The organism is Halomonas sp. SS10-MC5, from assembly GCF_015992245.1.
Classification (GTDB): Bacteria; Pseudomonadota; Gammaproteobacteria; order Pseudomonadales; family Halomonadaceae; genus Halomonas; species Halomonas sulfidoxydans.
Genome location: NZ_CP065435.1, coordinates 892,568 through 904,452, shown reverse-complemented (window position 1 = coordinate 904,452; position 11,885 = coordinate 892,568). Strand labels below are relative to the sequence as shown.

The 11,885-nt window shown below is 67.8% G+C and carries 11 protein-coding genes and 2 tRNA genes; 2 read left to right on the top strand and 11 right to left on the bottom strand.

Annotated features, from left to right (window positions below):
* Window positions 1-26: 26 nt before the first annotated feature.
* On the bottom strand, window positions 27-911 hold the full coding sequence (dapA, locus tag I4484_RS04265; RefSeq protein ID WP_197449779.1) for a 4-hydroxy-tetrahydrodipicolinate synthase: 885 nt from the start codon (window positions 909-911) through the stop codon (window positions 27-29).
* A gap of 196 nt (window positions 912-1,107) precedes the next feature.
* Between dapA and I4484_RS04260 the strand changes: the two genes are divergently transcribed.
* Window positions 1,108-1,584 carry a peroxiredoxin gene (locus I4484_RS04260; RefSeq protein ID WP_197449778.1) on the top strand — a complete coding sequence of 159 codons (477 nt, stop codon included), beginning with the start codon at window positions 1,108-1,110 and terminating at the stop codon, window positions 1,582-1,584.
* Window positions 1,585-1,632: 48 nt separating this feature from the next.
* Here I4484_RS04260 and I4484_RS04255 read toward each other — a convergent pair whose 3' ends face one another.
* On the bottom strand, window positions 1,633-2,742 hold the full coding sequence (locus I4484_RS04255; protein ID WP_197449777.1) for an AI-2E family transporter: 1,110 nt from the start codon (window positions 2,740-2,742) through the stop codon (window positions 1,633-1,635).
* Window positions 2,739-2,987, bottom strand: coding sequence for a sulfurtransferase TusA family protein (locus tag I4484_RS04250; protein WP_197449776.1), 249 nt, complete (start codon window positions 2,985-2,987; stop codon window positions 2,739-2,741). Before I4484_RS04250 ends, I4484_RS04255 begins: the two co-directional genes overlap by 4 nt.
* A gap of 147 nt (window positions 2,988-3,134) precedes the next feature.
* Between I4484_RS04250 and I4484_RS04245 the strand changes: the two genes are divergently transcribed.
* Window positions 3,135-4,589 (top strand): M48 family metalloprotease, encoded by a 1,455-nt coding sequence (locus I4484_RS04245; RefSeq protein WP_197449775.1) that lies wholly within the window; start codon window positions 3,135-3,137, stop codon window positions 4,587-4,589.
* Window positions 4,590-4,788: 199 nt separating this feature from the next.
* Here the strand turns inward: I4484_RS04245 and nadA are convergent, their stop codons facing one another.
* The 8 genes from nadA to I4484_RS04205 all read right to left on the bottom strand — a co-directional run bounded on the left by nadA (window position 4,789) and on the right by I4484_RS04205 (window position 11,713).
* Window positions 4,789-5,808 carry a quinolinate synthase NadA gene (gene nadA / locus I4484_RS04240; protein WP_197449774.1) on the bottom strand — a complete coding sequence of 340 codons (1,020 nt, stop codon included), beginning with the start codon at window positions 5,806-5,808 and terminating at the stop codon, window positions 4,789-4,791.
* A gap of 287 nt (window positions 5,809-6,095) precedes the next feature.
* A tRNA-Lys gene (locus tag I4484_RS04235) sits at window positions 6,096-6,171 on the bottom strand.
* Between the two features lie 31 nt (window positions 6,172-6,202).
* Window positions 6,203-6,278: transfer RNA gene (locus tag I4484_RS04230), tRNA-Lys, on the bottom strand.
* Between the two features lie 78 nt (window positions 6,279-6,356).
* On the bottom strand, window positions 6,357-7,214 hold the full coding sequence (rluB, locus tag I4484_RS04225; protein ID WP_197449773.1) for a 23S rRNA pseudouridine(2605) synthase RluB: 858 nt from the start codon (window positions 7,212-7,214) through the stop codon (window positions 6,357-6,359).
* A complete protein-coding gene (scpB, locus tag I4484_RS04220) occupies window positions 7,211-8,101 on the bottom strand; it encodes an SMC-Scp complex subunit ScpB (protein WP_197449772.1) in 891 nt (296 codons plus the stop codon). The genes rluB and scpB overlap by 4 nt, the downstream gene beginning before the upstream one ends.
* Window positions 8,098-9,057, bottom strand: coding sequence for a ScpA family protein (locus I4484_RS04215; RefSeq protein ID WP_197449771.1), 960 nt, complete (start codon window positions 9,055-9,057; stop codon window positions 8,098-8,100). Before I4484_RS04215 ends, scpB begins: the two co-directional genes overlap by 4 nt.
* Before the next feature lie 95 nt (window positions 9,058-9,152).
* Complete coding sequence (locus I4484_RS04210) at window positions 9,153-10,913, bottom strand: DEAD/DEAH box helicase (RefSeq protein WP_197449770.1); 1,761 nt, start codon at window positions 10,911-10,913, stop codon at window positions 9,153-9,155.
* Window positions 10,913-11,713, bottom strand: coding sequence for a crotonase/enoyl-CoA hydratase family protein (locus I4484_RS04205; protein ID WP_197449769.1), 801 nt, complete (start codon window positions 11,711-11,713; stop codon window positions 10,913-10,915). The genes I4484_RS04210 and I4484_RS04205 overlap by 1 nt, the downstream gene beginning before the upstream one ends.
* Window positions 11,714-11,885 lie beyond the last annotated feature (172 nt).

Here is an 11,885-nt window from a genome sequence, read left to right as displayed (position 1 = left end):
GGGCGGCGGGAACATTCCACGCCGCCTCAATCGTCGATTACGCCGGCCAGTTGCAGGGCCTCGTCCACCGTCGCATGGTACTTGCTGGACAGCCAGGTGAGCGGCAGGCGAATGCCCTGCTCGATCATGCCCATGCGGTGCAGCGCCCACTTGACCGGAATCGGGTTGGATTCGATGCCCAGATTGGTATGCAGCGGCATCAGCCGGGTATTGATCTGGTGCGCGCGGTCGGCGTCACCGGCAACCGCGGCGACACATAGTTCGTGCATGGCCTTGGGCGCCACGTTGGCGGTGACCGAGATGTCGCCGTTGCCGCCCATCAGCATGAACTCGCAGGCGGTGCCGTCGTCACCGGAGTAGAGCATGAAGCCGCTGCCCTCGAGCCGAGCGATGAGGTCCTCGGCGCGCTCCAGGTTGCCGGTGGCATCCTTGAGCCCGACGATGTTGTCGACCTCGGCAAGGCGCAGCACGGTCTCGTTGTAGAGATCGGAGCAGGTGCGGCCGGGCACGTTGTAGAGGATCACCGGCAGGCGGCTGCCCTCGGCTACCGCCTTGAAGTGGCGGTAGAGCCCTTCCTGGGTGGGCTTGTTGTAGTAGGGGCATACCGACAGGCAGTAGTCGGCGCCCACTTCGCTGGCGTAGCGCGCCAGCTCCACGGCCTCCGAGGTGGCATTGGCCCCGGTGCCGGCGATCACCGGAATGCGCCCGTCGACCTCCTCCACCACCGCGCGAATCACGTCGAAGTGCTCGGCGAAGGACATGGTGGTCGGCTCGCCGGTGGTGCCGGCGGCCACGATGCCGTCGGTGCCGTTCTCCAGGTGGAAGTTCACCAAGCGGCGCAACGCCTCCCAGTCGATATCGCCATTGGCCTTCATCGGCGTCGCCAGGGCGACGATACTGCCAGTGATCATCCTCTTGTCCTCTACGCCATATCCGCTCATGCCGCGCTCGGGCGTCATACCTCGACAGGGCCGCGAGCAAAGGGTAAATGGTACTCAGGCCGCACAAGCCTGTACAGCACGGCCGACACGCTCTTGCTGCCCGCTTTGACAGCGCGCCCCGGCCTGCGTGTAATGATACGCCTTCGACCCAGCCAAGGAGCCTCGCATGACCCTTGCCATCGGCCAACCGGTACCCGACTTCAGCGCCACCGCCACCGGCGATACCACCGTCTCGCTCGCCGACCTCAAGGGCCGCCAGGTGGTGGTCTACTTCTACCCCAAGGCCAGCACCCCCGGCTGCACCACCGAAGGTGGCGATTTCCGCGACCGCAAGGCCGCCTTCGACGCGGCCAACACGGTCATCCTCGGCGTCTCCCGCGACGGCCTGCGTGCCCAGGAGAACTTCAAGGCCAAGCAGGCCTTCAACTTCGAGCTGATCTCCGACAAGGAGGAAGAAGTCTGCCGGCTGTTCGACGTCATCAAGCTGAAGAAGTTGTACGGCAAGGAGCATCTCGGCATCGAGCGCAGCACCTTCCTGATCGACGCCGAGGGCAAGCTTGCCCGAGAGTGGCGTGGCGTCAAGGTCAAGGGGCACGCCCAGGAGGTGCTCGAAGCCGCCCAGGCGCTGCACGCCGGCCGCTGAGCCCCAACGGAGCCACGCACTGCCCGGCACACCCGCCGGGCGATTCCCTCACTCCTCGACCTGCCGTTCCAGCTCGGCGGGATGGCGTGAGTCATGGTACTGCCGGATGCCCCTTGGCCAGGCGTAGACCAACGCCTTGAGCAGCGTTGCCAGCGGGATGGCGAAGAAGACCCCCCAGAAGCCCCAGACCCCGCCGAAGAACAGTACCGCCAGGATGATCGACACCGGATGCAGGTTGACCGCCTCGGAGAACAGGATCGGCACCAGCACGTTGCCGTCCAGCGCCTGGATCACGCCGTAGGCGACGAGCACGTAGAGGAACTGATCGCTCATGCCGAAATGAAAGCCCGCCACGGCGGCCACCGGCAGGGTCGCCACGGCGGCCCCGATGTAGGGCACCAGCACCGAACAGCCCACCAACACCGCCAGCAGCGCCGAATAGGGCAGGCCGAAGAAGGCGAAGGTGAAGAACGCGACGGTGCCGACGATGATGATCTCGATGAACTTGCCGCGTACGTAGTTGGCGATCTGGGCATCCATCTCCTGCCAGATGCGCGTCATCAGGGAACGCTGCTGGGGCAACAACGACAGCGTGAACGCGACCAGCTGTTCGCGATCCTTGAGCAGGAAGAAGACCAGGATCGGCACCAGCACCAGGTAGATGATCAGCGCCAGCATGTTGCCCAGCGACGCCAGCGAGAGCGTCAGCGCACGCTGGCCGAACTGGGTCAGTTCACGTCCGGCCACGGCGATCCACTCCTGCACCTGGTCCGGCGTGACGAAGTTGGGGTAGCGCGCCTGCAGGTCGTCCAGCCAGCGCTGGCCGCTGGCGACGATGCGTGGCGTCTCCTGAACCAGGCTCACCAGCTGGTTCCATATCAACGGCATCAGGATGAAGGCCAGCGCCAGCAGCACGCCAATGAAGGCGAGGAAGATCACCATCACGGCCAGCAGGTGAGGCACGCCGCGCCGGGTCAGGGCCGTGACCCCGCCCTGCAGCAGAAAGGCAATCACCAGGGCGGTGAGGAAAGGCGCCAGCATGCGGCCGAACAGGATCACCGCGGCGAAGCCCAGCACCAGCAGCACCAGCAGGATGACGGCTTCCTCGTCGGAGAAATAGTGCTCGACCCAGCCCTTGAAGACCTCACGCAGGGTCATGTGGCTGGCTCCTCGCCCTTGCGCAGCCAGTAGTGGTAGACCTCGCCGCGCTCCTCGCGAGCAATCAGCTCGTGGATGCTGTGCTCGGCGAAGGTCTCGAAGTCGCGCCAGGAGCCGGCATCGGTCGCCAGGATCTCGAGCACCTGGCCGGGCGCGAGCCGCGCCAGCGCCTGCTTCGCCTTGAGCAGGGGCAGCGGGCAAGGCAGGCCGCAGGCATCGAGCACATCATCTGGTTGCACAGCCATGTCGTCTCCCGGGAAAATAGCGAGCGCACCCGAGCACGGGCACATACCCTTGCAGCAAAGCGCAAAACCCTTGAGATTTAAAGGCACTTTGCGGGCCGAATCAATGTCGGATAGAGAACCGACCGCCGCTTCGAACGAGACTGGCACATGCTGCGCAAGACCCGAACCTGCCTGACCACCGGCGCCATCGCGCTGACCCTGGGCCTGAGCTCAGCGGCGCCGGCGAACGCCACGCAAGACTATGGGCTGCCCAGCCTGACCGGCAGCAGCCAGGCCATCACCGGCGAGGAGTTCCGCCTGGGCCGGGCCTGGCTGCGCCAGTTCCGCGCTCGGGTCACCGCCTGGCAGGACCCGATTGCGCAAGACTACGTCGAATCGCTGGTGTCCCGCCTGCTCCCCCACAGCGGGCTTACCGACGCCAATACCGTGGTGACGCTGGTGGACAACCGCGCCCTCAATGCCTTTGCCGTGCCGGGCGGCGTCATTGGCGTCAATGCCGGCCTGTTCGCTTTCGCCAGCGAGGAGGATGCCGTCGCTTCGGTACTGGCCCACGAGCTGGGCCACCTCGCCCAGCGCCACTATTCACGCGGCCAGGCACGCGCCGAGCAGACCCAGCTGCCCGCCATGGCGGCGATGCTGGCAGGCATGCTGATCGCCGCCAGCGGCGGCGGCGACGCCGGCATCGCCGCCGCCATGGGCTCCCAGGCCGCCTTCGTCCAGGATCAACTGGCCTATTCGCGGCGCTTCGAGCAGGAGGCCGACCGCCTCGGCCTGCAGACCATGGCCCAGGCGGGCTTCGACCCCGACGCCATGGTCAGGATGTTCCGCGCCATGCAGCGCCAGGTGAGCCTGCAGGGCGGCAACCCGCCGGAGTTCCTGCTCACCCATCCGCTGACCGAGTCGCGTATCAGCGATGCCGAGTCCCGCGCCTCGCAGCTCGAGCCCATGCGTCCCCGCGAGGGTGACCCGATCTATCACCTGGTGCGCGCCCGGGCGCTGCTGGCGGTGAACCAGCGCGACCCGCAGCAGGCGGCGACGCGCCTGGCCCAGGATGATGCACCAGCGGCGGCCAGACGCTATCTCGACGCCTTGATCGCCGCCCACCACGGCCAGACCGACACCGCGCTGAATCAGCTCGACGGCCTGGCACGCGAGCTGCCCGATCTCGCCCTGCTGCCCGTCAGCGCCGCCGAGGTCGCCTTCACGGCCGGCCGCTACGACGAGGCCATCGAGCGCAGCCGGCGCATCCTGCGCCTGATGCCGGGCCATGTGCCGGCCACCCGCATCCTGGGCGAAGCGCTGCTGCAGCGCGACCCCGACGCGGCCTATCGAATTCTGAACGAGCTGGCCAGCCGACGCCCCGAGGACCCGCAGATCTTCACCCTGCTCGCCGAAGCCGCCGGTCGCAGCGGCCGCGAGGCCTGGGGCCACCTGGCACGGGCCGAGCAGATGCAGCTCACCGGCGAGATCGATCGCGCCATCCGCCAGCTCGACGTGGCCCGCCGAGTGGCGGAACAGAGCGGCGACGGCAACGCCCTGGCGCGCATCGAGCAGCGCCGCGAGGATTTCGTCGGTTATCGCGAGACGATGGAAAAGTTCTGAGCCGCGAGCCGCGAGCCGCGAGCCGCGAGCCGCGAGCCGCGAGCCGCGAGCCGCGAGCAGTTTAGGGTAAAAAGCCCGTGACAACGTCACGGGCTTTTTACCCGAAGCCCGAAGCCCGAAGCCCGAAGCCCGAAGCCCGAAGCCCGAAGCCCGAAGCCCGAAGCCCGAAGCCCGAAGCCCGAAGCCCGAAGCCCGAAGCTCAGGAATTGAAGTTGAGCATGCGCTCCAGCGGCTTGAGCGCCCTCAGGCGCAGCTCGGCGTCGACGAAGATCTCGCCGCTGCCCTCACGCAAGGCGCCAGCCAGGTTGTCCAGTGCGTTCATCGCCATCCACGGGCAGTGAGCGCAGCTCTTGCAGGTCGCGCCGTTGCCGGCGGTGGGCGCCTCGAACAGGGTCTTGTCGGGCACCATCTGCTGCATCTTGAAGAAGATGCCGCGGTCGGTGGCGACGATCAGCTTGTCGTTCGGCAGCTCCCTGGCCGCCTTGATCAGCTGCGAGGTCGAGCCGGCGACATCGGCCAGCGCCACCACCGAGGCCGGCGATTCCGGGTGCACCAGCACGGCGGCGTCGGGATAGAGCCCTTTCAGGTCCTCGATGCCCTTGGCCTTGAACTCCTCGTGGACGATGCAGGCGCCGTCCCACAGCAGCATGTCGGCGCCGGTCTTCTGCTGGATGTAGCCGCCCAGGTGCTTGTCCGGCGCCCACAGGATCTTCTCGCCGCGGGCCTGCAGGTGCTCGATGACGTCCACCGCGATGGAGGAAGTCACCACCCAGTCGGCGCGCGCCTTCACCGCCGCCGAGGTGTTGGCGTAGACCACCACGGTGCGGTCGGGATGCTGATCGCAGAAGGCACTGAACTCGTCGGCCGGGCAACCGATGTCGAGCGAGCAGTTCGCCTCCAGCGTGGGCATCAACACGCGCTTCTCGGGCGAGAGGATCTTGGCCGTCTCGCCCATGAAGCGTACGCCGGCCACCACCAGGGTATCGGCGTCGTGACGCGCCCCGAAGCGGGCCATTTCCAGCGAATCGGCCACGCAGCCGCCGGTCTCCTCGGCCAGCTGCTGGATGGCATCGTCGGTGTAGTAATGCGCCACCAGCACCGCATTGTGCTGCTCGAGGAGGCGCTTGATCTCGTCGATGCGCGCTTCGTCCTCGGCCGGAATGCGGGTCGGGCAGTAAGCGCGGGCGAGGTGCTCGCGCACCTCGAGGCGGGAAGTCATGATTGTCATCGTGTCTACCACTGTGACCGGCAGGGGCTCCCCCTGCGTGTACCGGGGTGCATCGCCAACCGCGCGCTCCGCACGGACGATACGCCTGGGGCTGATAACGGCGTCTCTCGCCACCTCAACCCATAGCCGTATCTTACACCACTTCGCGGTGGTCGTGGCCATCCCATGGCCTCCGCGTCGGCCGCGCGGCCGACGCGGGGCTCGAGGGCGTCGCTCCTGGAACACCCCCGGCCCATAGCAGAGCGCCCCCGCCTCTTTCGAGGCGGGGGCGCGAGATCTGGTGGGTCGTGTAGGATTCGAACCTACGACCAATTGGTTAAAAGCCAACTGCTCTACCAACTGAGCTAACGACCCAGCACTTGCAGACAAGCATCCAGGCCCGGAATGGTGGGTCGTGTAGGATTCGAACCTACGACCAATTGGTTAAAAGCCAACTGCTCTACCAACTGAGCTAACGACCCTTCCGAACGGGTGCAGATATTACTGATCGTACCCTGGGCTGGCAAGGACTTTTTTGACTTTCGTCCTGCCTGCGTTCGCTATCTGCCCTTGGCATTCCTGGGCTTACGCATCGCCTGCACCGGGCGACGCTTGTGCTTGTCGCGGCTCCAGCGGTTCTTCTCGTCCGGCGTCAGCTCGGGCACCTTGCGCGGCGCCAGGCCGGCGGACTGCGCCAGGTCGTCGATCTCGTCCTGGGAGAGTTCCACCCACTCGCCGGCCTTGGCCCGCTTGTCGAGGAAGATATTGCCGTAGCGCACCCGCTTCAGGCGGCTCACCGTGAGCCCCTGGGATTCCCACAGCCGGCGCACCTCGCGGTTGCGCCCTTCCATGATCACCACGTGGAACCAGGTGTTGATGCCTTCGCCGCCGAACTCCTGCACGTCGGTGAAGCGCGCCGGGCCATCCTCGAGCATGACGCCCTCGACCATGGCCACGATATGTTCCTTGCGCACCTCGCCCATCACCCGTACGGCGTACTCGCGCTCGATCTGGGCGGAAGGATGCATCAGCCGGTTGGCCAGCTCGCCGTCGGTGGTGAACAGCAGCAGGCCGCTGGTGTTGATGTCCAGGCGGCCAATGGCGATCCAGCGTTCGCCCTTGAGGCGCGGCAAGCGCTCGAACACGGTACGCCGCCCTTCTGGATCCTTGCGCGTGCACAGCTCGCCTTCCGGCTTGTTGTACATGATCACCCGGCGTGGGGTTTCCTCGGCGCCGCGCAGGGTCACCGGGCGGTCGTCGAAGGCGACCCGGTCGCGCATCTCGATGCGGTCGCCAAGCGTGGCGACCTTGCCGTTGACCTTGACGCGGCCGGCCTCGATGGCCGCTTCCATCTCGCGGCGCGAGCCCAACCCAGCCCGGGCCAGGACCTTCTGCAGTTTTTCGGTGTTGCTGGTCATGTGTCGTCTGACTTCTCGTCGTCGGTGGATTCCGCCCCCGCTCCGCCGTCATCGTCGACGCTGGTACGGGCACGTTCGGCCAGGCGCGCTTCGAGATCGGCGAAGCTCAGCCCTGGCCTGTCGGACGCCTTCCCGGCGTGTGCTACGTCGGCCGTCCCGGCCGTCGCTTCGGCGAGCGTATCCTCCGTGACGATACGCCCAGCCCCTACTTCGCCATCTTCCTCGTCGTCTTCGCTGTCGTAACCGCCATCATCGCCGACGCCTTCCTCATCGCCGCTCGCCGCCTCGTCGGCCTGGGCCAGCAGGGTGCTGGGCGGCGGCGGGGCTTCGTCCTCGAAGATCGGCTCCGCCATGCCCTTGAGCTCATGCATGGGCGGCAGCTCATCCAGGGTCTTGAGGCCGAAGTCATCGAGGAACTGGCGGGTGGTGGCATAGACCGCCGGGCGGCCCGGCACGTCACGGTGTCCGACCACGCGAATCCAGCCGCGTTCGGCCAGCGTGCGCATGATCGAGCTGCTCACCGCCACCCCGCGCACCTCCTCGATGTCGCCGCGAGTCACCGGCTGGCGATAGGCGATAAGCGCCAGGGTCTCCAGCAGCGCTCGCGAGTAGCGCTGCGGGCGCTCGTCCCACAGCCGCGAGACCCAGGGCGACAGGCGCGGGCGAATGCGCAGCTGGTAGCCCGAGGCGGTCTCGATCAGCTCCATGGCGCCGCGGTCGTGGCGCGCCGCGACGCGCTCCAGCGCCTCGCGCAGGCTGCGTCGCCGGGGCCGCTCGTGATCGTCGAACAGCCCCTCGAGGCGCTCCAGCGACAGCGGTTCGGCCGCTGCCAGCAGCGCCGCCTCGAGGATCTCGTCGAGGCTGTCGGGCAGCTCCATGGCGGTCATTCAGCGTCATCCCCCCGAGGCATGCTCTCGCCTTCTTCGCCCACCGAGGCTTCAACAAAGGGGCTCTCGACGTCGGTGCCATCCTCCTCGAAGACCAACGTCCCCCCCTCCTCCCGCGGTGCCCGGGCGCGCACATGGATCGGCGACAGCGGCGCGTTCTGCACGATCTCGATCATCGTCTCCTTGGCCAGCTCGAGGATGGCCATGAAGGTGACGATCACCCCGGCGCGCCCCTCCTCGAGGGTGAACAGCGCCTCGAACGGTGTGTAGTGCTCGTGATTGAGCCGCTCCATGATCGCCAGCATGCGCTCGCGGGTCGACAGCACCTCGCGCCCCACCTGGTGCGCCTGGTTGAGTTCGGCGCGACGCAGGATGCCGGCCAGCGCACCGAGCAGCTCGTCGAGCTCGACGTTGGGGTGGATCACCCGCGCCTGCAGCGGCGGCAATGCCGCCCGTGCCGGGAACCAGTCGCGGCCCACCCGCGGCAGCTCGGCCAGCGCCTCGGCGGCGCTCTTGAGCTGCTCGTACTCCTGCAGGCGGCGGATCAGCTCGGCGCGCGGGTCGTCCTCGTCCTCCTCCCCGCCCTCCCGGGGCGGACGCGGCAGCAGGGTGCGCGACTTGATCTCGGCCAGCATCGCCGCCATCAGCAGGTACTCGCCGGCGAGCTCGATCTCCATGGCCTTCATCAGCTCCACGTACTCGATGTACTGGCGAGTGATGGCGGCCACGTCGATGGCCAGGATGTCGAGGTTCTGGCGGCGGATCAGGTAGAGCAGCAGGTCAAGCGGCCCCTCGAACGCCTCGAGGAAGATGCGCAGCGCTTCCGGCGGGATGTAGAGATCCTCGGGCAGCTCGGTGATCGGCTCGTCGAACAGCCGCGCCAGCACCGCCGACTGGCTCTCGGCGTCGCTCGCGACCGGCGGCTCGGCAACTGCCGTGGGGGGCGTCTCGCTCACGCGGGGCTGGCCTCTCGGGGAATGCTCAATCAACGGGCCAGTCTAGCAAGTTGGCGGTGCGAGAAACAGCGTTCCCGCCAACGCGGCGCTCCCCTCTACTCCGCGGTTTCCGCCCTGCGGTAGCGCCCGGTGTAGTCGAACAGCTTTTCACGCACCTGCCAGTGGCGCCCCACCTTGCGCCCCACCACGAAGTCGGGATGGCGCAGGCGCCGGCGCTCGGCGATGACCTCCTCGGCGCTCAGCGGCTGCCAGCGCGCTCCCGGCGCACGCAGATGGTCGCGCAGGAACACCGCAGCGAAGGCGGCACGTTGGGCCGGCGTCTCGAGGGCAAACCACTCACTCAGGCTCGCCCCATCCTCGTCGTGATAGGTGACCTTGAGCCGCGACAGCCCGCGGCCGTTGACCGTGGCCTCGAGCTGCATGCCAGCCACCCGCAGCACGCGGGCATCGCGAAGGCGCAGCGCCTCCTTGAGCTTGTCGTCGGCATCCACCAGCAGCGCCTGGCAGCCGTGACAGCGCCGCGCGGCGATATCGTTCTCGGCGCCGCAGTCGCCGCACACCTTGAAGCGAAAGCGAAAGTCGCACTGCCGACGCCTGCCCGTGTCGTCCCCGACCAAGCCCTGACAGCGGCGACCGAAGTGCTCGATGACGAGCTCCCCCTCCTTGCGACCCCAGAACAGGTTGGCATGGCCGCAGGCGGGGCACTCGACCTGCACCGGCTCGGTATCCGAGGCCGGCCGCGGACTGCCCACTTCGGGGGCGTAGAGGTCCCAGGGGTTGCCGGCATAATCTAGGATCAGACAGTCGCCCTTGCCCGGCGCAAGGCGCAGGCCGCGGCCGACGATCTGCTGGTAGAGGCTCACCGACTCGGTGGGCCGCAGGATGGCGATCAGGTCGACATGGGGCGCGTCGAAGCCGGTGGTGAGCACCGCCACGTTGACCAGGTACTTGAGCTCGCGGGCCTTGAAGGCGGCGATGAGTCGCTCGCGCTCGCGCGGCGGCGTCGTGCCGGTAACGAGCGCCGCCTCGGCCGACGGCAGGTAGCCGAGGATTTCCTCGGCGTGGGCTACCGTGGCGGCAAACAGCATCACGCCCTGGCGGCCGTCGGCGCGCGCGACGATCTCGGCGACGATGCCCGGCGTGGCGCGATTGCCCGCCGTCACACGGTTGAGCTCCTCTTCACGGAACAGGCCGTTCGCTGCCGGCGCCAGCGCCGAGAAGTCGTAGCGCTCGACCGCTGCGTCGATACGCCGCGGCGGCGCCAGATAGCCCTGCTTGACCATCAGTCTCAGCGGCTGCTCGAACACGCAGTCGCGAAAGAAGCAGTCCTCTTCGCCGCGCACCATGCCGTGGTGATGTCGATGGTAGATGAAGCCCTGGCCCAGGCGGTATGGCGTGGCGGTCAGCCCCAGCACCTTGAGCCGGGGATTGGCCCGCTTGAGCGCGTCGATGACGCGGCGGTAGCTGGCGTCCTTGTCCGGCGCGACACGGTGGCATTCGTCGATCACCAGCAGGGTGAAATTGCCGTCGTCGAAGCGCGCCAGGTGGCGCACTACCGACTGCACCGAACCGAACACCACCTGGCGCGCGCTCTCCTTGCGCCCCAGCCCGGCGCTGAAGATGTCGGCCTCGAGGCCGTAGGCCAGGTACTTGGCGTGGTTCTGCTCCACCAGCTCGCGCACGTGGGCCAGCACCAGCACCCGCCCGCGTGCCAGGCGTGCCAGCTCGGCGATGACCAGCGACTTGCCGCTGCCGGTGGGCAGCACCACCACGGCCGGCTCGTCGGAGTGGCGGAAGTGCGTCACGACGCGGCGCACGGCCTCGTGCTGGTAGGGCCTCAGCGATGGCGAGGTCACTACGAATCCCCGAAGCGCGGCTCGCGACCGGCCATCCGCGCCGCTACCGCTTCCCGTTGTTCCTCGCCGCCGAGCAGGCCGCGCTGCAGGCTGGCCTCCAGCGCCAGGCGCTCGCGCTCGGACATGCCGGCCGAGCGGGCAAAGAGCTCATGCACCGCGGCCACGGCCTTGGGCGAGCGCGCCGCCACCGCCGTGGCGATCTCGCGAGCGGTGCCCTGCGGGTCGTCGGCCAGGCGCGTGGCCAGGCCGAGCGCAACGGCCTCGCGACCGGCCACCTTGCGCCCGGTCCAGGCCAGCTCGCGCAGCACGTCGCTGCGAATGCTCTCGCCCGTCACGCTGATGGCCATGTCGGGAATGATGCCCCAGACGATCTCCAGCAGCGCCAGCCGGGCCTCGGGATGCACCACGCGCACATCGGCGCCCAGGGCGATCTGCAACCCGCCGCCATAGACGTGCCCGTGCAGGGCGGCGATCACCGGCACGCCGGCCTCGCGCCAGCCCAGCGCCAGCCGCTGCACCGGGTCGATGCCACGCTCGTCGGGCGCCAGCAGCGCGGGCAGACGCTCCGGGCGAGACAGGATCGCAGCCATGTCGAGCCCGGCGCAGAAACTCTCCCCCTCCCCCCGGAGTACCACGGCGCGCAGCCCCTGGAGTTCGCACAGGTGCTGCTGCGCCGCCAGCAGCGCATCGATCATCGCCCAGTCGAGACCGTTGTGCTCGCGCGGCCGCGCCAGGGCAACCTCGGCGACATGATCCTGAAACGCCAGCGTCACCCGCTCATGAAAGACTCGTCGTGTCATGTCTGCTGCCTCATGCGATTCGTCAGGGCAGTCTGGCGCGACGGCAACAGTTGTCAAACATTCGTTTCATTTTGCTTCGATGGTTTCTTTCCCAATTCGTCTATAGTGAAAGTTCAGTGCTGTGTCTGGCGAGGCCACCTCAGGGCAATGGGGAAATAGTGTGGCTCTCGCC